The 21,380-nt window shown below is 65.5% G+C and carries 20 protein-coding genes, 4 pseudogenes and 1 riboswitch; of the genes and pseudogenes, 12 read left to right on the top strand and 12 right to left on the bottom strand.

All coding sequences use genetic code 11. The features are described 5' to 3' along the window. Positions 1-6: 6 nt before the first annotated feature. Positions 7-327: a DUF1707 SHOCT-like domain-containing protein gene (locus tag ACVWWN_RS03760; protein WP_457142690.1), complete on the bottom strand. Its 321-nt coding sequence runs from the start codon at positions 325-327 to the stop codon at positions 7-9. Between the two features lie 135 nt (positions 328-462). Further along, positions 463-876: pseudogene (locus tag ACVWWN_RS03755) on the bottom strand (heavy metal-responsive transcriptional regulator); the annotation flags it as partial. Between the two features lie 281 nt (positions 877-1,157). On the opposite strand from ACVWWN_RS03755, the gene ACVWWN_RS03750 reads away from it, so the two are divergent. Beyond that, positions 1,158-2,201 carry an urease accessory protein UreH domain-containing protein gene (locus tag ACVWWN_RS03750; RefSeq protein ID WP_457142689.1) on the top strand — a complete coding sequence of 348 codons (1,044 nt, stop codon included), beginning with the start codon at positions 1,158-1,160 and terminating at the stop codon, positions 2,199-2,201. Between the two features lie 16 nt (positions 2,202-2,217). Continuing rightward, entirely contained in the window at positions 2,218-2,439 is a 222-nt protein-coding gene (locus ACVWWN_RS03745; RefSeq protein ID WP_457142688.1) for a heavy-metal-associated domain-containing protein, read from the top strand. A gap of 113 nt (positions 2,440-2,552) precedes the next feature. Here the strand turns inward: ACVWWN_RS03745 and ACVWWN_RS03740 are convergent, their stop codons facing one another. The 4 genes and pseudogenes from ACVWWN_RS03740 to ACVWWN_RS03725 form a co-directional block, all read right to left on the bottom strand. Continuing rightward, a complete protein-coding gene (locus ACVWWN_RS03740; RefSeq protein ID WP_457142687.1) occupies positions 2,553-2,930 on the bottom strand; it encodes a MerR family transcriptional regulator in 378 nt (125 codons plus the stop codon). Continuing rightward, positions 2,927-3,277 (bottom strand): hypothetical protein, encoded by a 351-nt coding sequence (locus ACVWWN_RS03735; RefSeq protein WP_457142686.1) that lies wholly within the window; start codon positions 3,275-3,277, stop codon positions 2,927-2,929. Before ACVWWN_RS03735 ends, ACVWWN_RS03740 begins: the two co-directional genes overlap by 4 nt. An 827-nt stretch (positions 3,278-4,104) precedes the next feature. Further along, a complete protein-coding gene (locus tag ACVWWN_RS03730) occupies positions 4,105-6,912 on the bottom strand; it encodes a helix-turn-helix transcriptional regulator (RefSeq protein WP_457142685.1) in 2,808 nt (935 codons plus the stop codon). A gap of 88 nt (positions 6,913-7,000) precedes the next feature. Beyond that, positions 7,001-7,363, bottom strand: a pseudogene (locus ACVWWN_RS03725) (helix-turn-helix transcriptional regulator); the annotation flags it as partial. A gap of 311 nt (positions 7,364-7,674) precedes the next feature. Between ACVWWN_RS03725 and ACVWWN_RS03720 the strand changes: the two are divergent. Next, complete coding sequence (locus ACVWWN_RS03720; protein ID WP_457142684.1) at positions 7,675-8,154, top strand: hypothetical protein; 480 nt, start codon at positions 7,675-7,677, stop codon at positions 8,152-8,154. An 87-nt stretch (positions 8,155-8,241) separates the two neighbouring features. Then, positions 8,242-8,373, top strand: a pseudogene (locus tag ACVWWN_RS03715) (IS3 family transposase); the annotation flags it as partial. A 297-nt stretch (positions 8,374-8,670) separates the two neighbouring features. On the opposite strand, the gene ACVWWN_RS03710 reads toward ACVWWN_RS03715, so the two are convergent. Then, positions 8,671-9,519 (bottom strand): LmeA family phospholipid-binding protein, encoded by an 849-nt coding sequence (locus ACVWWN_RS03710; RefSeq protein WP_457142683.1) that lies wholly within the window; start codon positions 9,517-9,519, stop codon positions 8,671-8,673. 72 nt (positions 9,520-9,591) lie between these two features. Between ACVWWN_RS03710 and ACVWWN_RS03705 the strand changes: the two genes are divergently transcribed. The 3 genes from ACVWWN_RS03705 to ACVWWN_RS03695 all read left to right on the top strand — a co-directional run bounded on the left by ACVWWN_RS03705 (position 9,592) and on the right by ACVWWN_RS03695 (position 11,943). Then, positions 9,592-9,993 (top strand): GlcG/HbpS family heme-binding protein, encoded by a 402-nt coding sequence (locus ACVWWN_RS03705; protein WP_457148987.1) that lies wholly within the window; start codon positions 9,592-9,594, stop codon positions 9,991-9,993. An 898-nt stretch (positions 9,994-10,891) separates the two neighbouring features. After that, positions 10,892-11,086 carry a hypothetical protein gene (locus ACVWWN_RS03700; RefSeq protein WP_457142682.1) on the top strand — a complete coding sequence of 65 codons (195 nt, stop codon included), beginning with the start codon at positions 10,892-10,894 and terminating at the stop codon, positions 11,084-11,086. 44 nt (positions 11,087-11,130) lie between these two features. Next, on the top strand, positions 11,131-11,943 hold the full coding sequence (locus ACVWWN_RS03695) for an alpha/beta hydrolase (protein WP_457142681.1): 813 nt from the start codon (positions 11,131-11,133) through the stop codon (positions 11,941-11,943). Positions 11,944-12,003: 60 nt separating this feature from the next. Here the strand turns inward: ACVWWN_RS03695 and ACVWWN_RS03690 are convergent, their stop codons facing one another. Then, the gene (locus tag ACVWWN_RS03690; protein WP_457142680.1) at positions 12,004-12,999 is read right to left on the bottom strand and encodes a DMT family transporter; all 996 of its coding nucleotides are present in this window, start codon (positions 12,997-12,999) and stop codon (positions 12,004-12,006) included. Between ACVWWN_RS03690 and ACVWWN_RS03685 the strand changes: the two genes are divergently transcribed. Beyond that, the gene (locus ACVWWN_RS03685) at positions 12,998-13,462 is read left to right on the top strand and encodes an Lrp/AsnC family transcriptional regulator (RefSeq protein ID WP_457142679.1); all 465 of its coding nucleotides are present in this window, start codon (positions 12,998-13,000) and stop codon (positions 13,460-13,462) included. The two genes, ACVWWN_RS03690 and ACVWWN_RS03685, sit on opposite strands and share 2 nt — an antisense overlap. A gap of 75 nt (positions 13,463-13,537) precedes the next feature. Next, on the top strand, positions 13,538-13,738 hold the full coding sequence (locus ACVWWN_RS03680) for a hypothetical protein (protein ID WP_457142678.1): 201 nt from the start codon (positions 13,538-13,540) through the stop codon (positions 13,736-13,738). A gap of 58 nt (positions 13,739-13,796) precedes the next feature. Here ACVWWN_RS03680 and ACVWWN_RS03675 read toward each other — a convergent pair whose 3' ends face one another. Then, complete coding sequence (locus ACVWWN_RS03675; protein WP_457142677.1) at positions 13,797-14,189, bottom strand: MerR family transcriptional regulator; 393 nt, start codon at positions 14,187-14,189, stop codon at positions 13,797-13,799. 114 nt (positions 14,190-14,303) lie between these two features. On the opposite strand from ACVWWN_RS03675, the gene ACVWWN_RS03670 reads away from it, so the two are divergent. Beyond that, the gene (locus tag ACVWWN_RS03670) at positions 14,304-15,239 is read left to right on the top strand and encodes an LLM class F420-dependent oxidoreductase (protein ID WP_457142676.1); all 936 of its coding nucleotides are present in this window, start codon (positions 14,304-14,306) and stop codon (positions 15,237-15,239) included. A 61-nt stretch (positions 15,240-15,300) separates the two neighbouring features. Beyond that, positions 15,301-15,852, top strand: coding sequence for an OsmC family protein (locus ACVWWN_RS03665; RefSeq protein WP_457142675.1), 552 nt, complete (start codon positions 15,301-15,303; stop codon positions 15,850-15,852). Positions 15,853-15,867: 15 nt separating this feature from the next. Here ACVWWN_RS03665 and ACVWWN_RS03660 read toward each other — a convergent pair. Beyond that, positions 15,868-16,167, bottom strand: a pseudogene (locus ACVWWN_RS03660) (S-(hydroxymethyl)mycothiol dehydrogenase); the annotation flags it as partial. On the opposite strand from ACVWWN_RS03660, the gene ACVWWN_RS03655 reads away from it, so the two are divergent. Beyond that, positions 16,053-16,718 carry a Gfo/Idh/MocA family oxidoreductase gene (locus ACVWWN_RS03655; RefSeq protein WP_457142674.1) on the top strand — a complete coding sequence of 222 codons (666 nt, stop codon included), beginning with the start codon at positions 16,053-16,055 and terminating at the stop codon, positions 16,716-16,718. The pseudogene ACVWWN_RS03660 and the gene ACVWWN_RS03655 sit on opposite strands and share 115 nt — an antisense overlap. A gap of 436 nt (positions 16,719-17,154) precedes the next feature. Here ACVWWN_RS03655 and ACVWWN_RS03650 read toward each other — a convergent pair whose 3' ends face one another. Further along, entirely contained in the window at positions 17,155-18,288 is a 1,134-nt protein-coding gene (locus ACVWWN_RS03650; protein WP_457142673.1) for a VIT1/CCC1 transporter family protein, read from the bottom strand. Positions 18,289-18,429: 141 nt separating this feature from the next. Then, positions 18,430-18,543: riboswitch (SAM riboswitch) on the bottom strand. A 404-nt stretch (positions 18,544-18,947) separates the two neighbouring features. Next, complete coding sequence (ptsP, locus tag ACVWWN_RS03645) at positions 18,948-21,377, bottom strand: phosphoenolpyruvate--protein phosphotransferase (RefSeq protein ID WP_457142672.1); 2,430 nt, start codon at positions 21,375-21,377, stop codon at positions 18,948-18,950. Positions 21,378-21,380: the final 3 nt, after the last annotated feature.

The raw sequence follows: 21,380 nt of genomic DNA, 5'->3' as shown, positions 1-21,380 counted from the left end.
TCCTCATCAGCCGCAGCCCAGGCGACCCATCATCGATCCGGCATGGGTGATCGCCGCCAGACCCAGAAACGCCACCACAACCGCCATCAACACCAGCGCGATCCACAAAGTCTGCGGAAGTGGCTCGGCTTCAGGCGAATTCGGTTCGGGCGGCAGGTCTTCGGTCAGGCCCGTCAGCTCACCCACGGTGCGTGAGCGGTAAACCGCGGCGGCACGTTCAGAGAATTCGTCCATGCTCAGCCGCCCCGCGGCCGTGTGCCGCTGCAGTTCGGCGATCACCCGCTCGCGGTCGGCATCGGACGCGCGCACGCGCACTGCTTGCGCCATGGCATCCTCTCATCTGGCTGACTGCAACCAGCCACCTACGTACCTACATAGTAGATGATCGGTGAGGGTGCCGCTGATCCGATCTGCTCGGCGGCAATGAATTTGTCGTGAACATGCCGCAGCCTGCACAGCTCGCTCCGTGCTGGCCGGGATGGCGTGCTCGCTCTCGAGGATCCAACACACACCGGCCTCTTCGATCGCTTCGGCGGTGCGGGCACGATCCAACAGCGACACGAGGTGCGTTTCCACGCCGGCGAGCTCCGCCAGCGTGGCGCGCACTTGGTCCAGCCGAGATTGCAGAACGCTCACCACGTGCTCACACGGGACATCACCGCGATCGGAGATGGCCAGTACCTGACGAATCTCGCGCAACGACAGGCCGGCCGACTGGGCGCGTCGGACAAAATCCAAGCGATCCACCACTTCGGGTCCGTATTCGCGGTAACCGCCGTCGGTGCGGGCCGGGGCCCGCAGCACTCCGGCCTGCTCGTAGAAGCGGATCGTCTTCGTCGTCGTGCCCGTGCGGCGGGCGAGTTCACCGATCTTCATCACACCTCCCTTGACCTTCCACCGTACTGGAGTGTTAGAGCTCGTAGCGGATGACTTCCACTCCGATCCCCGCCCCGGGCAGGTCAGCGACGAGTACGACGGCCGGGTTGGGTTGTACGTCACCCGAGCACCGAAGCCGCGCGGGGATCGACGCCCGGTTGCGAAACTTGCAGCGGCCCTGACCAATCCGTATCGTCACAACCGATGCACTACTGTCCCCGTACGTAGGTAGTAGGTTGTCGGTCGCGCCGCGACCGAGATCAGTGAAGGAAGGACCAGTCGTGAATCTTGTCGCGGTGCTGTTCACCGGGCTGTTCGCCGGCGGCATTTCGTGCGCCGCCGTCCAGGGCGGACTCCTCACCGGACTCATTACCCGTCAGCACGCCGGCGCGGAAACGACCGATGCGGGTGAAAGCGGTGAATCCCGGTCGTGGCGTAAGCGGTTGGGTGACGATCTGGCGCCGGTGGGCGGCTTTCTGGCCGGGAAACTGGCCGCCTACACACTGCTGGGCGCATTACTCGGCGCGCTCGGCGGGGTCGTGCAGCTCTCGCTTTCGGCGCGGACCTGGTTGCAGATCGGGGCCGGTGTGCTGGTGATCACCTTCGGCCTGGCTCAGCTCGGTGTTCCCGGTTTCCGGAGGATCGTGGTGCAACCACCGGCCTCGTGGATGCGTGTCGTGCGCAAGCGTGCACGGTCCCAGGCTGCGCTAGCACCCGCCGCACTCGGGGTGGCCACCGTGTTGCTGCCATGCGGGGTCACCCTGTCGGTGGAAGCACTTGCGCTGGCGTCCGGCTCGCCGTGGCAAGGCGCGGCGATCATGGCGGTCTTCATCGTGGGCACCAGCCCGCTGTTCGCGGTCCTGGGCTACGCCGCCCGCAAGGCCGCCACCCTATGGCGGGGCAGACTCGTCGCCGCCACCGGAATCGCCGTCGTCGCCATGGGCCTGTTCACCCTCAACGGTGGCCTGGAGCTCGCCGGCTCCCCCCTGGCGGCCAGCAGGATCGCCGAAGCGTTCTCCGGGGGCACCGCCGCCGCGGACCCGTCGGCGACCACCCTGTCCAACGGCCACCAGGAAGTCGTCGTCACCGCCACCGAACACGGATACAACCCACGCATGTCGCAGATCCGCGCCGGCATCCCCACCACTTTGATCGTGCGCTCGCAAGGTGTTGCGGGATGCATCCGCGGCTTCGTGATCGGCGGCAACCAAACCATGCTTCCCGAAACCGGTGACACCCGCATCGACCTGGGCACTCCCAAACCCGGCACCCTGCACTACGCCTGCGTCATGGGCATGTACACCGGCACCATCGCCGTCGCTTAGCCGAAGGAGAATCGCAATGTCCACCAGCACACACGTTTTCCGCGTCGAGGGTATGCACTGCGGCAGCTGCTCGATGCTGATCGACGACACCCTCGAAGACCTGCCCGGGGTTAATCAAGCACACACCGAACTCAAAGCCGCACGCTCCACCGTGGTGCTCGACACCACCCGCACCGACCCCCAACAGATCATCGATGCCATCGCCGACCTGGGCTACACCGCTAGCACCCAGTCATAAACCGGAAGGTTGTTTCCCGGTCGTACAGCTCGGAGATGCGCTACAAATGGGCGCACCGAATGGGCGTGTCGGGCTGGCAAAGGGTGTACCGGTGGTGTGGCAGGACACAGTGTTTAGGTGCTGGGGTCTAGGCGCCGCTGATTTAGTGCCTTGGTGGGTTGGTGTTGACGGCAGGCATATTTCACCGCTTGGCGCCTCTTATCCACCTCGGCCAGCTTCGCGATCGCTCTTGCCCGCAATCCAGCATCCGAGCGACCACCTAAACCGGTGGCAGCCAACAGGTCTGCTACCTCTTCCAAGGTGAAGCCGAGACGCTGCGCAGCCTTGATGACCCGCATCAACGTCACCGTCTCGGGCGGATATAGCCGGTGCCCACCCAGCGACCTGTGCGGCTCACGGAGCAGGCCACGCCGCTCGTAGTAGCGCAGCGTCTCGATGTTCACGCCGGCGGCCGTGGCGACCTGGCCGCTGCGAAGACCAGTCTCGCTCATCTCCGGCCGCCCTCATTGCCTACGAGGGCGCCCACGCGGACCGTGAGGGCATCCAAAACTTCTGTCCGCGAGGGGGGTACGGCGATGCGCATGACGACATCTGGTCCTCGGACATCGAAGTCGAAGCGAAAGAACGAACAGCAACTGACCTCTCGCTCAGCCAAGCTCCGTGCGCTCGTCACTGCATCGGCGGCCAACACCAACTCCAACCGCGTCGCGTCCAGGCGGACACTGCGCAGCACCGACTCGCGAAACAACCGGTCGAACTCGGCAACCCGTAGCGGCTGCTCAACAGTCGGCAGCGAGCATGACTTGGGCACCCAGCCCGTAAGCCCGTCCATCGCCATATACCGACGATAAACCCGTACCTAGGTATGGGATGCCACCCTGTGTTTCCTCGCGCCGCTACGTAAGGGTGGATGCGACCTCGGAGCACACCGCCGCGATCAACGGGCCAGCGCGTCCCCTCCGGTGCGTCGATCCGCCTGGACCCCGGTTCGTGGGGGAATCATCGCTCGATTGCAGTCGGAACGGCCCGTTTGAAAATGGACATCGAGGTGAGACAAACCGGGCTGGACATCACGTGAGACAACCCGCATCGGCGCAGTTCATCGCATCGCGAGTGGCCACGGCAAATGAGAACCTACAGGGGGTGTAGGTTCTCAAACTTGGTATCCCACTCTCGAATTCAATGTTCCCGTCATGTCCATTGGACCCGCAAATGAGACTGTCGTCCGAATCGCTCGTAACCGAGACGACAGTGTAAAGGTCGCGGCTACGCAATCCGGTGACTATCGGGTCCGAACATTCGTAGTGAATATTGGCGCTGGGGATGTCGCGCGCGATCAAGGCGTCACGGATGGAGATCATGAACCGCATCGGACCGCACAAGTAGGCCAGTGTGTCCGGCTCGATCGACAGCGCAGCGAGGTCCGCACGGCCGAGCCGGAGCCGCCGATAGGCGCTCGAGCGCCGAGGTCTTCATACCAACGGTGCACTTCCGCATGGGGCAGTTGCGCCACCAGTTCAATCAACTTCGCGCGATGCGTGTGACCCGCCGCGGACCGATCAGCATGGACAACCGCGATCTTGCGGTCACTCGCGGTCGACACGAGATGGTTGAGCAGGCCGATGATCGGAGTGCAGCTAGTGGCCTTGATAGTTGACGGACTGGTCAATCCGAGCGGCGCATGAATTGCGTCAGTTGAGCCCGAGACGTGATGTCGAGCTTGGCGAAGGCGTTGCGTAGATGCGTTTTCACCGTGTGCGGGGAGAGGTGCAGTTGCTGCGCGACGGAGCGGTTGGTCGCGCCTTCGGCGATCAGATGGACGACCGTGAGTTCGGAGTCGGTGAGGCTGTCCCAGCCCGTTTTTGCCCGTGGGTGCGTGACGATGCGCCGTTCCACGCCTAATCGGCGCAGCGCGCGGCCGACGCGGCGGGCATCGGCAATCGCTTCGCACTCAATGTAGGTGTCGAATGCCGCGTTCAGCTGGTCGAGCGCCTCAGCGTTGCGTTGTGCGCGACTGAGCTCGCCGCCGGCGTCCTCGGCGGCGCTTGCGTAAAGAAGCGGCCGCGACGACGAACGAAGCGCGGCCGCGGCAGCCACCAATGCCTGCGCGTCACGTTCGAGTATCCCGCGGGCATATCCGGCCACCGCCGCCAACAGCGGCACCACAGGCCGTTCACGCTCCAGCACCTCGCTAGCCTGCAAGACCCGCGCGCGCAAACCGGCATCACCGGCGGCCGAGGCCACCCGCGCACCCAAGATCAGCCGAACCAATGCATGGGGAAAAAGGGGTGTCCCCAGTAGGCTGATGTCGCCAAGCCAGCGGGCTGCTTCATGAACGTCGCCGCGATACCACGCCGCCCGCGCCAGCACATACGCTGATGCTCGACGTTGGCCGGGCGAACCGATCGAGTGGGCATCGCGTGCATCATTGGCCGTCTGCTGCAGCACGTTCCGGTCATCGATGTGCGCCGCCACCTCGGCGAGGATCAGCATACGATGCACGTCCAGTTCGGTCGCGCCTGTCGGCTGTGGGGGCGGCAGGGAATCAGCCGCATCGCGAGCGGCCGACAGCCGGCCCGCGGCGAGGTGGACCCACCCACTGTAGACAGCCCAGTTAGCGAGGGCCATCGCGTTGCCTTCCCGGCCGGCTTGCCCTATGCCTTCGGCGACCCGGGCTGTCGCGTCGTCCAATCGCCCGACGACTGCCAGCAGGTTTGCGTGGAACATCCCGGCATAGGCATGTGGCAACGCCGTTTCATTCGTGTAGGCGAGCGCGCGAAGCTGTTCGAGGCGGCCTAGTGCGCGGGCCGCGTACCCCTCACCAGAATCGATCAACGCGTGGGTGACCTCGGCCATGATGGTGGCCTCGAGATCACCGGTGGCTGCCGCAGCGGCGGCAGCCTCGTCGGCGGCCGCACGATGTTGGCCGCTTTTGTCCTGCAACACAAGGTTGTAGGCCAGCCACGCCAGATGCCGTGTCCGGGTGACCTCGCTGATGCCGCTCAACTGCAGCGCTCGGCGGCTCTCCTCTACCCGCCGCGGGCTGCTGTGCTTGGTTTGCGTCGGAAGCCGGAGGCGGATCTCAGCCTCGACTTCGGGCGAGGCCGCCTCCGCGAGCGCCATGACGGCCAATTCTTCCGCCTCGCCATAGCGGCTGGCCCGGTTGAGCCACTCCACCGTTTCGGCGACCAATGACCCGCGCTCAGCGCCATCGCCGGGCAACAGGTCCAACGCGCGCATGCTCAAGTCCGCAGCCGCACTCGCATCACCGCGCCCAACCGATTGGGCGGCTTGGCGCAGCGCGTCGATCGCCTCCTGGTCTCCGGGCTCGGCGCTGCGCGCCAACTGGGTGGCGACCTCGGCCGGGGCCGCACCCATTCCCAGCATGACCGACGCGGACTGGCGCTCCATCGCCCGCCGCAACGATTGCGGCAACGACTGCCGGGTCGCCTCGCGCAGCAAGTCATGCCGAAACCGCAGCCGCTCACCATCTTCGACGAAAAGATCCGCACGCACCGCCTCCTCGAGCGCCGACAGCAACGACGCCGGCGACCGTTCCAGCATCGCGGCCAGCAAGCCAGCCGAAAACCGGTCCGGCAGCACCGCGGCCACCCACACCACCTCTGATGTCTCACCGGAGAGCACGTCGAGCCGCTGGTGCATCGTTGCGCCAAGACGCCGCGGCAGCCCGTCTCCGGTGACCACCGCACGGCCGCCGGAGAGATTGAGCCGACCCTCCTCGCCCAGACCCCCGACCAGCTCGCTGACCAAAAACGGATTTCCATGCGCCTTGGCCGCTAGACTCAGCAGCGACGCATCCGCCCTCGCCCGCACCGCGTCGCAGACCATGTCGGCGACCGCGTCCGGCGTCATCGCCGCCAATCGCAAAAATGTGGCATTCGCGCGCTGCAGCACCGACAAGGTCTCCTGCACCGCCGGCCCGCCGGCCCCGGTGCGTGCGGTCACCACCCACAACACCGCCACATCCGGACGCACGGCCAGCGACCGCAGCGCCAACAACGTGGCGTTATCGGCCCAGTGAATGTCCTCCAACAGGATCACCAGCGGGGTCTGTGCGGCCGCCGCATAAATCGCGTCCGCCAGATCGTGCACCACCCAGTAGCGCAGATCGGCCGAACCGCCTAGTTGGCGCAACGCCTCGGCGTCTCCCACCGGGGGATCGGCATTCAGCGTGGCCATGAACAACGAGAAAAACGGCACCGTCTGCTGATACTCGAACGCCTCCCCGAACAAGGTGCGCACCCCACACTTGTCGGCCAGCGCCAACACCTCGGTCAACAAACGACTCTTCCCGATGCCGGGCGGGCCCTCGATGACCAGCACGCCCCCGCGCCCCTGGGCCACCGCGGTAACCAGTGCGCCGATCAGTTTCAGCTCGCCCGCCCGCCCTCGAATCGGCGGAGTGACCAGGCGCTGGCCGCCGACGTCAAATAGGCCGGTTGAAGGCCCCATCGGGTGTCCCGTCTACCGTTTACCGGACTGCCATTGCAGTGCACGTCATTATAGGCCCGCGCACGTCATCTAGCCGATTTGCTGTCGATCAATCAGCGCCGCGCATGAGCTGCGCCAATTGGGCGCGGGGAGCAATGCTCAGTCTGGCGAAGGCGTTGCGTAGATGCGTTTTCACCGTGTGCGGGGACAGGTGCAGTTGCTGCGCGACGGAGCGGTTGCGCGCCTTCGGCGATCAGATGGACGACCGTGAGTTCGGAGTCGGTGAGGCTGTCCCAGCCCGTTCTTGCCCGTGGGTGCGTGACGATGCGCCGTTCCGCGCCTAACCGGCGCAGCGCGCGGCCGACGCGGCGGGCATCGGCAATCGCTTCGCACTCAATGTAGGTGTCGAATGCCGCGTCAGCTGGTCGAGCGCCTCAACGTTGCGCTGTGCGCGATTCAACTCGCCGCCGGCGATGAAGCTATGCGCGAAGCTTCGGCCAACTTCCGAATCACGCCGTTCCCGACACTGTGGACGATCCACTCGCCTAGGCGAAAATCGGTGCGTGGGAGGGCAATTCACCCTCGTGTTGGCGGGGGAGTGCAAGAGAGCACGTAAGCGGATCGCCTTATTCGTCAAACCCGTTACAAGTCGAGCCCTGAAAAAGAGTCGGAGAGGGATGAACGTTTCGCACCTCTAGGCGTAACGTGCAAATTGGGTTCCGCTGCCAAAAGTACGAAGAGGGTAAGAGCATGGCGGACGTAAGGCGTACAGACCTGACAAGGATGTCACAAGACAAGAGAATCTGGTCAGCAGCAACGATTTTTGCGAGAGCGGCGCTTGCAGCGGGGTTCCTGTCGGCCGTGGCCGATCGATTCGGGTTATGGGGAAAGGCCGGGACTAACCAGGTTGGTTGGGGAAACTTCGAGACGTTCACACAGTATGTGCAGACTCTTGCCCCATACCTGCCTGCCAAACTAGTCACTGCCGTCGCATGGGGTTCCACCGTCGTCGAAACCCTGCTTGGCGGCGCTTTGCTTTTGGGCGTAAAAGTACGTTGGGCTGCGCTCGTCAGCGCCGCAACACTTGTCGTGTTCGCCGTGTCGATGTTCATCTTCGCCGGCTTCGAGACACCGCTGAGTGCATCGGTTTTCACCGCTGCCGCTGCTGCGCTACTTCTCGCGTTGGCCCCGCCAGGAAGCTACACCGCCAGCGTCGACCATCTGCATGAATCCCGAACTGAAGAACGGGGCACGAAGAAATGAGTTTGATACCCAGGAATGTGCGACCGTCTGCCGTGAATCGCCCTGGAAATCCCGGAGGCTCCTGACCTTGAAAACGAGGATGCAGGTATGCCCACGGAACCGTCATCGGGAAAGAAGCCAACGAGCCGTCGTTACAGTCCTGAAGAGAAGGTTGCGGCGGTGCGGATGGTGCGGGCGTGGCGCGCCGAGTTGGGCACCGAGCAGGGGACGGTGTCGCGATCCCGACCTGCGCCAAGAACTGCAGCGGCCGGTGCGGCCGCTGACCTGCCACACCGAGCGATCGGATGCCGAACTCCGCCTCGCCTACGCCCAGCTGGTGGGGCTGGTTGGAGGGGCATCTCGGGACTGCCGAGAGTGCCCTATCCGATCCGCACGCCGTCTTGGCCGTAGATGACGCTTCCGCGTCCAGGGACATCACCCCCTCGCCCGATTGCCGTCATCGACCGGATGATGAACGCTATGGCCCCGCCACCTAGAGGGAAGTGGTGACCTGCTGCCCGCGCCATCCTCTCCCGCCTATAGGCCTGCGAAGCAGGGGTCCTGGTTGTCGTTGCTCCCTTGATTGCCCTTGTTGCCCTGCGGGATCGACGTGTCTCGGGTCGAATAATGTGCTGTCACACCGTCATCGGTGATCTGCACGCTGTCGGCATGGATATCGAGCGGATAATTCTCGGTGAGACGGGTGGTGAACGCGTCTAGCGCCGACTGCACCATCTCGCTGGGCAGCAACAAACCCAGCCCGGTGGCATCGACCACCTGCAGCGCCACTCGTCCGTCTGTCACCTGCGGCTTGGTGGTGACACTGCCCAGGTTGCCCTGCAGCTTGAGGGTGTCGTCGTCCGGGTTGGTCTGGACCCCGGTGACCAAGCCACGCAACAGCGGGACCGCTTCTTCCTGGATGCTCTGCTGCATGCCGTCGGCAGACCAGGTGATCATGGCGTCTAGAGCTCCCACGCTGCCCATGGCGTCGGCGTCGCCATCCAGCCGGACATCGTCGACCAGTACGTCGGCCTTCATGCCGCGGGCGTGGCCGATCCGATTGCCGGCCGTGTGGATCGAGATGTTCCTGTAGTGGCCGGTCGCGAGCTGAAGCAGCAGCGGCGTCGCGCCGAACGACACACTCGCCTTATCCTGCACCACGCATTCGGTGGCGGCGGCCACCACGCTCTGTGCGCGGTGACGCGCGTACAGCTCACCGGCGAGCAGGCCGGCGGCGACTAAGCCGACCACGGTCACCGCGACCAGGACGATCGACATCGGGTTGCGCAGACGGAAGCGGCTCGGTCCGGAACCCTTCGATGTCGGGGCGCCCGGCGGTGGGCCATAACCGGGCTGGCCTGGTGGCGGCGGGGGATGCTCGTCCATCCCTTTATCGTGGACCCCGACGACGCCCAAGCAACTAAGTCCGCACATCAGCCAACAGCTAGGACCCACATCATGACAGCGCTGACCCTCGAAGAAGCCAAGGCTCTCATCGCCTCCGCCGAAAAGCGGGCGGACGAGATCGGCCAGCCCATGAACATCGCGATTGTCGACGCGGGAGGCAACCTGGTCGCCCACGTCCGCCAGGACGGCGCATGGATCGGTGGCGTTGATATCTCGATCAACAAGGCCTGGACATCACGCGCTTTCGACATCCAGACCAAAGACCTCGGCGAGAACTCGCAACCAAATCGACAGTTCTACGGCATCCACGCAACAAACGGCGGCAGGGTGATCATCTTCGCCGGCGGAGTTCCCCTGAAGCGGGACGGGGTAGTGGTCGGCGGACTGGGGGTCAGCGGCGGCTCGGGAGAGCAAGACCAGACCGTCGCCGAAGCCGGCCTCGCGGCCCTCTAACCACTCCGCGCGGACCGGCCGGCGAATGCGATGACACGAACCGGGCGCTCCGGAAGTATGTACAGAGCGGGTCCTGCCTACTGAGTCGAACCGACCGGTCCAATCAAGTGGCGGAAAGAAAGCGTGGCGGGCGTCGAATCCGATGTTCTGCAGCCGTTTACGGACCAACTAGCAGAATGCCATGGGCCACCGACACGTAAACCGCGAGCTTCTGCTGGCCCGGTAGATCACGCGCGCGCCCGCGCCGACACCGAACTCGCGGCAAGCGTTCGAAAAAAGTGGCAAATGGTGGCAGTCTTCGAATTTGGCACGGCCACGCCGACGCCGCTCCCGAGTGCGACTCACGCAATCCAGGTCGCAGCGCAACCTCGGTGACGGTTTCCGAACCGGGTAACACCCGACGGTCGGTGTCCGCGCTGGCCAGCACGACTGGCTGGAAGTCGGTCGAGCGGAGGAAATTCGGGAACCCGTGCAAGGCAGACGAATTCGAGCATCAAGCCGATGCCAATGCGAGTGGCTAGGACGGGCGCGAGCGGACCTTAGTCACGTGACGAAAGCAGGTACCACCCCAACACAACGGAGGGCCGTGAGCGTGTCTCCCGAGAAGGTTGTGAAAGGTGCGAAACAGCGACCTGAAATTGGACACGACAGTGAGAAAACGCTGATGGACATTCGGTGAGAATCTCGCAATGAGCGCGGCTCAGAGACCTTGTTTCGGACATCGAGTATGAGAACCTTCAGGGGGTTGTGGCTTCTCAAGTTTGATGTCCACTTCTCATCTCAAATGTCCACCCGATGTCCAAGTGGACATGAAAGTGAGATCGCACTAGGTAGCAGCGCGAGTGGGAACGTCTGTTATCGCGCAGCACTGGCACCGTGTGCCACTAAGTACACCTACGTGCACGAAGATCTGCGCGAGTCCCTCGACCACGTGCTGGTGAGTGAGCAGTTCTACGACAACAGCAGGAACCGACGGTGGTCGTTCGACGGTCTGGTCACCAACAACGACCACCTCAACGTCGACAACCACAAAGGTGTGGGCACGGGTGATCATGGTGTGGTGATGGTCAGCTTCAAGCACGACCCTGCCTGATCGCGGTGCCGCCAAGAGCTGTGGGCCGCGGAAATGCTCGCGGGTTGCTCGCGATCATCGTTATCGTCACGCTCGTGGCGCCCGGACTGCTCGCACTGCTGTGGACCCAGCAGCGGCGGTTGATCTATTTCCCGTCGCCCGGGCCGGTGCCGTCGGCCGCGGCCGTGCTGCCCGGCGGTCGCGACGTCGTGCTGGAAACCGCGGACGGGATGTCGTTGGGCGGGTGGTACTTTCCCGCACACGGCCGGGGAGGCGCGGTCCTGGTCTGCAACGGCAACGGCGGAGACCGGTCGCTGCGGGCGGAGTTGGCGCTCGCGCTGAACCGGATGGGTTTGTCGGTGCTGCTGTTCGACTATCGCGGCTATGGCGGCAATCCGGGGAAGCCGTCGGAAGGCGGGCTGACCGCCGATGCGCGGGCCGCGCTGGACTGGCTCGGGGCACAGTCCGACGTCGACTCCCAGCGGATCGTGTACTTCGGTGAATCGCTCGGGGCCGCCGTGGCCTTGGGTCTGGCGGTCGAACGGCCGCCGGCGGCGCTGGTGCTGCGGTCACCGTTCACGTCGCTGCTCGACGTGGCCGCGGTGCACTATCCGTGGCTGCCGGTGCGGCGGTTGCTGCTGGACACCTATCCCTCGATCGACCGGATCGCATCGCTGCGCGCGCCCGTGCTGGTGATCGCCGGAGATCGTGACGACATCGTGCCTGCCGCGCTGAGCCGACGGCTGTTTGACGCCGCACCAGAACCGAAGCAGTATGTGCAGGTGCCGGGTGTCGGGCACAACGACCCGCAACTGCTCGACGGACCGCAGATGATCGGCGCGATCGGGCGCTTCCTGTCGGATGCGGGCGTGCACTAGCGATACTGGCGCTTGTGAACCTGCGATCTGTGGGTAGTGCCCGTCGCAGCCAAGTGAACGTCAAGCGTAAGCGCGCCGTCGGCGGGGTGAAACACGCTGCGTGAGATGGAATCCCGCCACGCCGGCGACAATGAGAGTCAGTGCGGTGGCGAGGCCCGCTGTGATTGGTTCTGCGAAGAGCGGCATCGCAGCGAGCGCCGTCAGGACCGGGCTCATCGCGCCGCTGGCTGCGGCGAGGTGACCGCCCAATTTGCGTACCGCATAGGCATAGCAGACAGTGGAGATCAGTCCGGTTCCTATGCCTTGCAGCGCGATGAAGAGAAGCACGTCGGTTCCTCTGACCGCCCCCGCCAGCAGGTGTGAAGGCATGACGTGTGACAATGCCAGCGCGAGGGCCGACAGCGACGAGACCGTGCACACGATCAGGACGACCCCCGGCAGGTCGAGCCTCGTGTACTGCAGCCCGATGGTGTAGATGGCCCAGGCCAATCCAGCGAGAAGCAAAACTGCGATGCCCGTTTTGGTCGCCGATGACGTGGCTTGGGTAGCACTGGCGGCGACTCCACCGATGATGGCGACCAGCGCGAAGAGACGACGTGTCGGAATGGGAGTGCGACGCAAGAGGAAGACGATGACGGTGACGAACAGCGGCACACTTCCGGGAACGAGTAGTCCCGTGAGTCCAGCGCTCGTCAGGGCTGCTCCCAGAGCGAAGAGCAGGAAGTGCGGCAGCCCGCCGACAGCGATGACCGCAACGGCGCCCGGCGACTCACGGCGCACCGCTTTTAGGGTTCGTGGCAGCCACGGCGCCAGCACGACGAGCGGCGTCAGGAAACGGATCATCGCCACATCGATCGTGGTGAGGCTCGAGTCCTGGATCGCTCGAGCGGACAACGCGAACGAGGACCACAGAACGACAGTGGCAATGACCGCCGCCATCCCCAGTATCTTTTCGGGCATGCGGAGAGACATATGAGCAATTTTAGATAAGTATCGGCAGCAGAGGCTTGCTACTTCTGCGCAGTATCTTATATGTAGTGGCAGAATCCGCTGCATGATCGATCTCGACACCATCGACCGTCGCATCTTGCTCGAGCTGCAGCGCGACGGCCGGCTCACCAATCAAGATCTCGCGGACCGCATCGGACTCTCACCGTCGCCCTGCCTGCGACGTGTGCGAAACCTTCAAGACAGCGGCGTGATTGCCGGCTATTCAGCGGTCGTGTCGCAGACCGCCGTCGGACTGGCGATCACCGCGTTCGCCCGCCTGACCTTGCTGTCGCACACACCCGAAGTCGTCGACGCCGTGGAGGCGAAACTGCGCGCGGTGCCCGAAGTCGTCGAGGCCTACCTACTGGCGGGCGACGATGACTACCTAGCCAAGATCGTCGTGGAGTCCTTCGCCGCCTACGAGCAACTGCTGAGAACGCAGATCCGCGGAATCCCGTCACTGGCTTCCATCAAGACCACATTCGCCTTCGCCGTCACGAAACCCCTGTCGCCGCTTAACATTCCGTGATCGGTCGGCGACATGTCGCGGGACGTGCCGGTCGCTTGACCACCTTCGATCGCGCCCGACGAATGGCATTCGGATTTGCCACGCACACATCGCCGCAAAACGACTTCGGTAGGGCTCGGCCGGCTGGTGCGGTCGGCGAGCAAAGAGTACAACAACCATGTGCACGGTCAAACCGAGGTGCTGCAGCCGATCCTGGACCGCGACGGCGCCAAGGCACGCGAACTCGCGGAGGCCCACGTCCGCGAGTTCGAGGACGACATCCGCAAGATGTTCTGACCAACCTGGAGTTGCGTGCCCACCAAGTTGATTCGCCGCCGGCAAGACAATTGTCAGATCATGGCGTGACGCTGCTCTTGTTGTTCGCCGCCTTGACGCTGAGCACCTTGTCGAGGTAGTCAGCGACGGCGTCTCTGTTGCGGGTCAGGAACTCGATGCGTTCGGACAGCCGAGCTTGTTCGCGTCGCAGTGTGTCGATCATTTCCGGTGTCACATCGGGTACGTAGATGGTCTGCGGCTGCTCCAGGCACGGCAGCAGTTGCTCGATGATGCGGGTCGGCAGTCCGGCATCGAGCAGTCCCGTGATCTGCAGCACGACATCTACGTGCGCTTCGCCGTACTCACGGTAACCGTTGAGGGCGCGGCTGGGCTTGATCAGCCCCTGCTCCTCGTAGTAGCGCAGGAGCCGACGGGAAACGCCCGTACGCTCCGCGAGCTGTCCGATCTGCATGTGTTCGAGCTTACATTTGACCTTCACACAAATGTGAACGTTCAACACTCGAGGAATGGACCGGGCAGGTTTCTGCGGCGGCCACCCCATTCACGACTACATCGGAGACGTCACATGAAACTCGGACTTCGCATACCCCAGAGACTGGGGGTCGACCTACAAAACGACGTGATCGAAGCAGCCCGAACGGCCGAAGCCGCCGGATACCACAGTTTGTGGACCTACGAACGGCTGCTCTTCCCGCAGACACCCGCCGAACCCTATGCCGAACAGCCCAACGTGCCGTGGCCGGAACATTCGCGGCAGGCCGCCGACCCCCTGGCAGTCCTCACCGCGGCGGCGGTGGTGACCGAGAAGGTGCGCCTCGGTGTTTCCCTTCTGGTCGCCGCCCTGCACACACCCGTCCAGCTGGCCAAGGCGCTGGCCACGATCGACCAGATCAGTGGCGGGCGCATGATCGCCGGTATCGGCACCGGCTGGTCCACCGACGAATTCCGGGCCGCCGGCGCCACCGGGGCCGATCGCGGCCGCTTCCTCGACGAGACGCTGGACGTCTTTGACGCCGTGTGGGGGCCGGACCCGGTGACCATCCGCAGCCCTCGATGCGTGATCGACAACGCCGCGGTGCTGCCCAAGCCCACTTCGAAAATCCCCGTGATGCTCGGCGGCGTGAGTCCCAAAGCCGTGCGGCGCATCGCCGAACGCGCAGACGGTTGGCTACCGTTTCTGAGCACACCCGGATCGGCCGGAGCCGCGGAACTGCGCGCACGCTGGGACCGCATCCGCGACCTGGCCTCGGACTACGGCCGCGACACCAGCGGCATGGAGATGGTCGTGGTCGGAAACGTCACCTTCACCGACCGTCCGGCAGGACCGGACCGAACGCCGTTCGTCGGCACACTCGACCAAATCATCGACGACGTCCGAACGGCCGCAGCGGCCGGCGCAGACGAGGTCATCATCGATCTGAACCTGCAGGACTGGTTCACCAGCACCAAGCAGATGCTCGAGACGGCGGTCGAGATCCCCGAACGGGCCGCAGTTTCATGACCGATGGGGCCGACACCGGAGATGGCCGACTTGCGCCCGTCCCCTACCGAAAAGGAACCGCATGAGCACGATCAACGGCGTCGACCTGGACGCCCTCAACGACACCATCGAGGCAGTGACCAATCAGCGCGGCCTCGGGCGCGTCACCTTCTCCGTTGACGGCGCGTGGAAGGGCGGGTTCCGCCTTGCGGCCGCAACCGGGAGCCTGGTGCAGGCCGGCCGGGCCGACGACTCGCGGGCCGGTCGGTTCGACATGTCAAGCGACGAGCCGGTAGCACTCCTTGGCAGCGACACTGCCGCCTCACCGGGCGAGTACATCCTTCAGGCTCTCGCCGGCTGTTACACGGTCACTCTCGCCGCCAACGCCGCGGCGCGGGGCATCACGCTCGCCGGCTACCGCCTGCACCTCGAGGCCGACTTCGACCTCGCCGGTTTCCTCGGCGTCGACAAGGACCAGAGCCCGGGGGCCCAGCAGATCCGCGTCGAGGTCGAGCTCGACGCTCCGAACGCGACGCGGGAGGAGCTGGAGGAACTCATCAAGGTAGTGGAGTCCCGCTCCCCCATCCGCGACACGCTGATGCGCCCAGTCGAGGTCACCACCACGTTGACTTGACCGGTCCGTCACCGCTCACAGCACGACCACCGAGCGCAGCACGGCTCCGGAGTGCATGGTGTGGAAGGCGTCCTCGACCTCGTCCAGCTTGATGCGTTCGGAGACGAAGCGATCCAGCGGGCGGCGGCCCTGCTGGTACAGGTCGACCAGCGTCGGGAAGTCGCGTTCGGGAAGGCAGTCTCCGTACCAGGACGACTTCAATGATCCACCGCGGGAGAACAAGTCGACCAACGGCATCTCCAGACGCAAGTCCCGAGTGGGGACGCCGACCAGCACGACCGTGCCTGCCAGGTCTCGTGCGTAGAAGGCCTGGCGCCAGCCGTGATCCCGCGCCGGCTCCCAAGGACTACATCGCCGCCTCGGGTGGCATCTTCCGGGACATGACCATCCACGACCTGGACATGGCCCGATTCTTCATCCCCGAAATCGTCGAGGTCTCCTCCGTGGGCGCCAACGTGTTCAGCGACGACATCCGAGAGCTCAACGATTTCGACTCCGCAACAATCACGCTGCGCGGCAACAACGGCGAACTCAGTCACCATCGTCAACTCCCGGCACTGCGCGTTCGGCTACGACCAACGCCTCGAAGCGTTCGGCACCGACGGGATGTTATCGCGGGCAATGCCACCAAGACCCTGGTCCGTCGCTATGACGCGTCCGGGACTGAGGAAGCTCCGCCGTATCTTCCGTTCTTCCTCGAGCGTTATGCCCAGGCGTATCGAGCCGAACTCGACGCGTTCGCACACTCCATCCGCACCGGTGAACCCTGCTCACCTTCCTTCGAGGACGGTGTCGCAGCCCTGGTCTTGGCCAATGCCGCCGCCGAGTCGGCGATCACCGGCAAAACCGTCGCGATCACCTCTTAGGCAGGGTCCGGATATGACCTTGTTAGCCCCTTTCAAGAACAGTGTCGACATCGAGCTCGACCGCGGTGCCTGGGTCACCCAAGTCAAGAAATCGAGTGTGCAGGAGCGAAACGACCGCCTGTCGGCCCAAAGTCGGCCACCTGAGGGCCGCCAGCTGTCGAGCGCGCCGAGGAGGACCAGCGCATCGCCGAGGCCAACCGTAGGTCGAAGGAACGGCCGACGGGTACGCACAGGTGATCACCGTCGCTGTCGACGAAGTTCCGCGGGGACGAAGCAATGAGCGCTGGGCGCGGCCGAATTGGTGACCCGCCGCATCCGCTGGCGTGTGCAATAGCGGGATGGTTCGAGCAACACCGAGCACTGGGCCACCAGGTGGTGCGGGCCACACCCGGTCATTCTCTGGGGCCGACGAGGCCGTTGATCCGCCAGCCAGCCGTTAGCCCATGCCAGCGCCGAACAGCAGTCCCAGGAGATAGGTGGCGGCGGCGGCGCCGTATCCGATGAGCAATTGACGCAGTGCCCGCCTTAGCGGCGGCCCACCGGACAACAAACCGACGACGACACCGGTCGATAGCAACACAGCGCCCACCAGCGCCGCTGCGACGATCACGGCGATCAGGCCTTCGAGCCCGAACAGGTACGGCAGCACCGGCACCAGCGCGCCCGAGGCGAAGAAGCAGAAACTGGACGCGGCGGCACCGAGCCCACTGCCGACCGCGTCTTGCCCCTCGGTGCTGGGCGCCGCGTCGCGGGGGTGCCCGGAGAAGCCCGGAGCGCCAGAGGTGAGGACTTCGGTAGCGCGTGCCCGGGCCTCGGACTCGCTCATGCCGCGCGCCCGGTAGACCAGCGCCAGCTCGTTGGCGTCGACGTCGAGTTGCGGCAGCGCCGATCCGGCCTGCGCATCTGGAGTGGAGGCTTGCAACAGTTCACGCTGCGAATTCACCGAGACGTACTCACCGGCACCCATCGACAGCGCCCCGGCGAGCAATCCGGCCATGCCGGTGACCAGCACCGTGTGGTTGGACACCCCGCTGGCGCTGATCCCCAGGACCAGAGACAGGTTGCTGACCAAGCCGTCGTTGGCCCCGAACACCGCCGCCCGGAAGGTGCCCGACAACCGGTTGCGCCCCCGTGTGGCCAGGGCGCGCACCACCTCAGCGTGCATGTGCTCATCGGCGGCCATCGCGGCGGTGGCATCAACGTCGGTGTCGTAGGTTGAGCGGTCTTCCGCGCGCTGGGCGAGGGCCAGCACGAACACCGACCCGAAGTGGCGCGCCAGGAAACCCAGGATCCGGGTGCGCAGCGCAGCGCGGCGCGGCTTTCCGATCTGGTCGCCAAGCAGCGTGCGCCAATGCTTTTCGTGGCGGCCCTCAGCGTCGGCGAGCGCGAATAGAATCTCGCGTTCCTCCCCTGTGCGCCGTCCCGCCAGGTCCCGGTACACCGCCGCCTCTGCCTGCTCATCGGCCAGATACTGGCGCCAGCGACGCAGTTCGGACGACGTGGGATGCTTCCCCTCGGCCGGGACAGACCCCTCATCCGGTGTCTCACGACGAAACAGATTTCTGTCCATATCGAGTAATCATTCCCGACGAACAGGCGCGCCAGGCAACCCGAACAAGTCGTCTGTCATGGCGATCTGGCCTGCGCCGTTGTGTCGTTGGAGTTCGAGTTCTCAGTCATTGCCCGTCCCTGACTAGGGCCTCCGCATACGAGGGCGCTCTTGCCCGCACCGGAAGATGCTGACCGCTTCGTTCATCCGAGCCACCCAACGAGCGTGCGGTTGGCGTGCCGCCGAGTCGGAGCTTGGCGACGGCAACTCGTGAAGCAACTTGATTCGACGAGGCCCCAGCGTCGTCCGCCTGTCGTTCATCGCGGTCTGTCCTCGTGTCGCGCTACTACGCATAGAGGACTCAGCCCCCGTACCGCCGAGATGATCGACACGTGGAAGAGCCACAACGGCGCCCAGCCGGGTGGCCCGCCAAATTCGCTGGGGCACCGGGGCGGTTCAGCGTGTCGCACATCTGGGGACCCCGCAGAGCCATTTCCATAACCTCCCCAAGCTATGAAAGTCTTGCTGCACAGGATCGTTCATGGTTGCGATCATGAAAAGACGCGGGCACCGCCACGCTAGCTTTCGCCTCGCAGTCGTCGCATCATCGATTCGACGCGCGAGGTTCTTTCATGCCCGCACCCGCGCCGACTTCGACTGGACCAACAGCGACTAATCGGCTAGCCCAGGCGTTCCCGCACCGCGGCGGCACTGTCTGCCGATAGCGCGTCTTCGGCCAGCCGGCGCGCCTCGCCCGTGTCCACCGCGCGCACCGCCTCCTTCGTCGCAGGGATCGCCGGCGGCGTGACGGACAGGGCGTCGACGCCCAGGCCCAGCAGCAGCGCTGCGGCGCGCTCGTCGGCGGCGAACTCACCGCACACCGAGACCGACGCGCGTCCGGCCGCGCCATGGCAGGTGGCCCGCACCAAGCGCAACAGCCCGGGATCGAAGGTGTCGCCGATCGCGGCGACGGCGTCGTTGTTGCGGTCGGCAGCCAGCGCGTACTGCGTGAGGTCGTTGGTGCCGATGGAGAAGAAGTCGACATGACGGGCGAACGCCGCGGCCTTGAGCGCCGCCGCCGGCACCTCGACCATCATGCCGACCTGCAGTCCCACGGGCCGATCGCGGCCGGTGCGCGCGATCGCCTCGTCGAGCAGCCGGCGCCCGGCGAACAGTTCGTCGAGCGTCGAGATCATTGGAAACATCACACTGACAGGAGTCTGCTCGGCCAGCCGCACCATCGCCAGCAGCTGGTCGGCCAGAAGTTCGGGATGGGCCAGCGAAAGCCGGATGCCGCGAACCCCGAGGAAAGGGTTCATCTCCGCGGGCGCGGGCAGGAACTCCAGCGGTTTGTCGCCGCCGACGTCGAGCGTGCGCAGTGTAATCCGGTGCCCGTCAAGCGATTCGGCGATCTTGCGATAGACGGCGAACTGCTCCTCGACGTCGGGGGCGTCCTGGCGCCCGAGGAACAGGAACTCGGTACGCACCAGGCCGGCGAAGTCTCCGCCCTGGGCGGTCGCCGCCCGCGCGTCGTCGACCGAGCCGATGTTGGCGCCGACGGCAACGGTGATGCCGTCGCGGGTGACCGCCGGCTCGGATGCGTGCGCCTTCGCCTCGGACTGACGCCGGGCGAGCGTGGCCACCCTGGCCGCGAAGTCGCGTTGCGCGTCGGGCGGTGGGTCGACGACGAACTCGCCGCGGGTGCCGTCCACCGCCACCGGGGTCCCATCGCGTATCGATAGTACGGTGGGTCCGGCGCCGACGATGACCGGAATTCCCTTGGCCCGCAAGAGGATCACGTTGTGGGCGTGGGGACTGCCGAACGCCAGCAGCACGGCGGCCACCTGCTCGGGGTCCAGCTCCGCGGCCTCGGCAGGCGTCAGGTCGGCCGCGACGAGCACTCCGGCAGAGGCCGCCACGGTCGCCATGCTCCCGAGCATGGCCCGCAGCACTTGGTCGCCGACCGCGTTGACGTCCTCGGCCCTGGCCCGCAGATACGGATCCGACATCTCCGCGAACTCCGCAGCCAGCTCCCGCATGGCCGCCGACCACGACGCAGGCGCGGACATGCCTCCGTCGACGCGGCCCCGCACGGCGGTGAGCAACTCGTCGTCGTCGAGCAGCAGTTGGTGCGCGTCGAATATCGACGCCTCGGCCTCGCCGACCTCGCGGGCGGTCCGGTTGCGCAGTTGGCTGATGGCGCGGCGCACCGTGGCAATCGCCTTACTCAGCCGACGCCACTCGATCGCGGGCTCCTCGGCGGGCACGTCGGGTACTTCGATCGTGCTCAGTCGCGCCGAGCGGGCCGGGCCGATGCCCAGGCCGGGTCCGGCGCCGATCGGGGTCAGGGCCACAGGGGGTTCCGGGACGGCACTGGGGGCAGTAAGTGACTCGTCGAAGTGACGTACGGCCAACGCCAGCACGTGGTCCAGCGTCTCGGCGGCTTGGCTGCCCGAGATTCGCACCTCGACCTCGTCGCCGCAGCGGACTCCCAGCGTGGCCAGCTTCGACAGGCTCCCGGCGTCGACCCACGCCGAGTCGCTGCTGCGGTTGCGGATCCGCGCGCGAGCGTCGCGGCGGCGCACCTCCTGCACCAGCCGCGCGGCAGGCCGAGCGTGCAGGCCGTGCGGATTGGCGACGACGAACGCGCCGGTTACCTCGTCGGCGTTGCCCGGCTCGTCGGTCACTGCGGTGACAGCTGTGGGCCCTAGGTGACCGACCTTTCCGGCCAATGCCCCTGCGGCTTCGGCGACCACCTCGTCGATCGACGCTCCGCCGGCCGCGCCGACCGCCGCCACCACCAGACCTTCCACCAGGGGAGCGGGGCACAGCCGAACCCGGTCGCGAAGGTCGTCGTCGAGCAGTTCGCAGGCCAGTTCCGCGGACAACACCGCGCTGCCGAGGTCCATAAGCACCACGACGCCCGCGCCCTGGTCCGCCGTGGTGATGGCGTCGACGACCGCGGCGGCATCGGTGCCGAACGTGGTCTCGTCCAATCCGGCGGCGACGGTGATGCGAATTGGCTTGCCATGCAGCATTTCCTGAGCGAGTGCAACTGCCGCCCTTGCCAACGCCCGGCTGTGCGACACGACGACGAGACCCACGGTCATGGC

This window comes from Mycobacterium sp. URHB0021, assembly GCF_054057895.1.
This window is presented reverse-complemented; position numbering and strand designations above follow the sequence as displayed.

Excerpts from the sequence above, each read along its gene's own strand:
- ACVWWN_RS03650 (WP_457142673.1), bottom strand. The coding sequence starts at position 18,288 with ATGGACAGAAATCTGTTTCGTCGTGAGACACCGGATGAGGGGTCTGTC.
- ACVWWN_RS03705 (WP_457148987.1), top strand. The coding sequence starts at position 9,592 with ATGACAGCGCTGACCCTCGAAGAAGCCAAGGCTCTCATCGCCTCCGCC.
- ACVWWN_RS03745 (WP_457142688.1), top strand. The coding sequence starts at position 2,218 with ATGTCCACCAGCACACACGTTTTCCGCGTCGAGGGTATGCACTGCGGC.
- ACVWWN_RS03690 (WP_457142680.1), bottom strand. The coding sequence starts at position 12,999 with ATGCAGCGGATTCTGCCACTACATATAAGATACTGCGCAGAAGTAGCA.
- ACVWWN_RS03665 (WP_457142675.1), top strand. The coding sequence starts at position 15,301 with ATGAGCACGATCAACGGCGTCGACCTGGACGCCCTCAACGACACCATC.
- ACVWWN_RS03675 (WP_457142677.1), bottom strand. The coding sequence starts at position 14,189 with ATGCAGATCGGACAGCTCGCGGAGCGTACGGGCGTTTCCCGTCGGCTC.
- ACVWWN_RS03670 (WP_457142676.1), top strand. The coding sequence starts at position 14,304 with ATGAAACTCGGACTTCGCATACCCCAGAGACTGGGGGTCGACCTACAA.
- ptsP (WP_457142672.1), bottom strand. The coding sequence starts at position 21,377 with ATGACCGTGGGTCTCGTCGTCGTGTCGCACAGCCGGGCGTTGGCAAGG.
- ACVWWN_RS03720 (WP_457142684.1), top strand. The coding sequence starts at position 7,675 with ATGTCACAAGACAAGAGAATCTGGTCAGCAGCAACGATTTTTGCGAGA.
- ACVWWN_RS03685 (WP_457142679.1), top strand. The coding sequence starts at position 12,998 with ATGATCGATCTCGACACCATCGACCGTCGCATCTTGCTCGAGCTGCAG.
- ACVWWN_RS03710 (WP_457142683.1), bottom strand. The coding sequence starts at position 9,519 with ATGGACGAGCATCCCCCGCCGCCACCAGGCCAGCCCGGTTATGGCCCA.
- ACVWWN_RS03655 (WP_457142674.1), top strand. The coding sequence starts at position 16,053 with ATGATCCACCGCGGGAGAACAAGTCGACCAACGGCATCTCCAGACGCA.
- ACVWWN_RS03730 (WP_457142685.1), bottom strand. The coding sequence starts at position 6,912 with ATGGGGCCTTCAACCGGCCTATTTGACGTCGGCGGCCAGCGCCTGGTC.
- ACVWWN_RS03740 (WP_457142687.1), bottom strand. The coding sequence starts at position 2,930 with ATGAGCGAGACTGGTCTTCGCAGCGGCCAGGTCGCCACGGCCGCCGGC.
- ACVWWN_RS03760 (WP_457142690.1), bottom strand. The coding sequence starts at position 327 with ATGGCGCAAGCAGTGCGCGTGCGCGCGTCCGATGCCGACCGCGAGCGG.
- ACVWWN_RS03735 (WP_457142686.1), bottom strand. The coding sequence starts at position 3,277 with ATGGCGATGGACGGGCTTACGGGCTGGGTGCCCAAGTCATGCTCGCTG.